General features: G+C 68.1%; 1 protein-coding gene. It reads right to left on the bottom strand.

The features are described from left to right. Positions 1-286: 286 nt before the first annotated feature. Positions 287-501: anti-sigma factor (locus tag JNK74_30635; GenBank protein ID MBL7650524.1), on the bottom strand; the 215-nt coding region annotated here is incomplete at its 5' end.

The raw sequence follows: 501 nt of genomic DNA, 5'->3' as shown, positions 1-501 counted from the left end.
TGAGGCGGGCGCGGCGGGTACGGAAGGGGGCGGTGTCTACGGAGGGGAGGCTCGGTGCGTTCATGGCTGGAATTATGTCACGCGGAGGGTGCGGGGGCAGGGCGGCGGCGTGCATGAGGTGGGCGGTGTATACGGCGGCTCATCGGATGATGTGGACCTCGTTCGTTGCTGGAAGTGCAAGGCTCGGGAAATGGGGGATTGTCGGGTGCTGGTCCGCTCGGGGTGGCGCGGGCCGCGCGCAGGCCGGCGGCGCGCCGCAACTGACGAGGCAGCCGCGCGCAGGAATTTAGCGCGTGCCGGCAAGTTCCCGATACGCCAGATTGGCCAGTTGCAGCAGTTCTTCGCGTTCCAGGGCGCCGCTCAAGGCATAGCCGGTGCCGCCCTCGACCCAGTAGAACACCGCCAGACCGTTTTCGCGCGCGAAGCGGAAAGCCGCTCCGGTATTCGTTGTTTCGCCCGTGCGCAGGTAGAGCGTGACGCGCCTGCCGGCGTCCGACTGGT

Source organism: Candidatus Hydrogenedentota bacterium (assembly GCA_016791475.1).
Classification (GTDB): Bacteria; Hydrogenedentota; Hydrogenedentia; order Hydrogenedentales; family JAEUWI01; genus JAEUWI01.
This window is presented reverse-complemented; position numbering and strand designations above follow the sequence as displayed.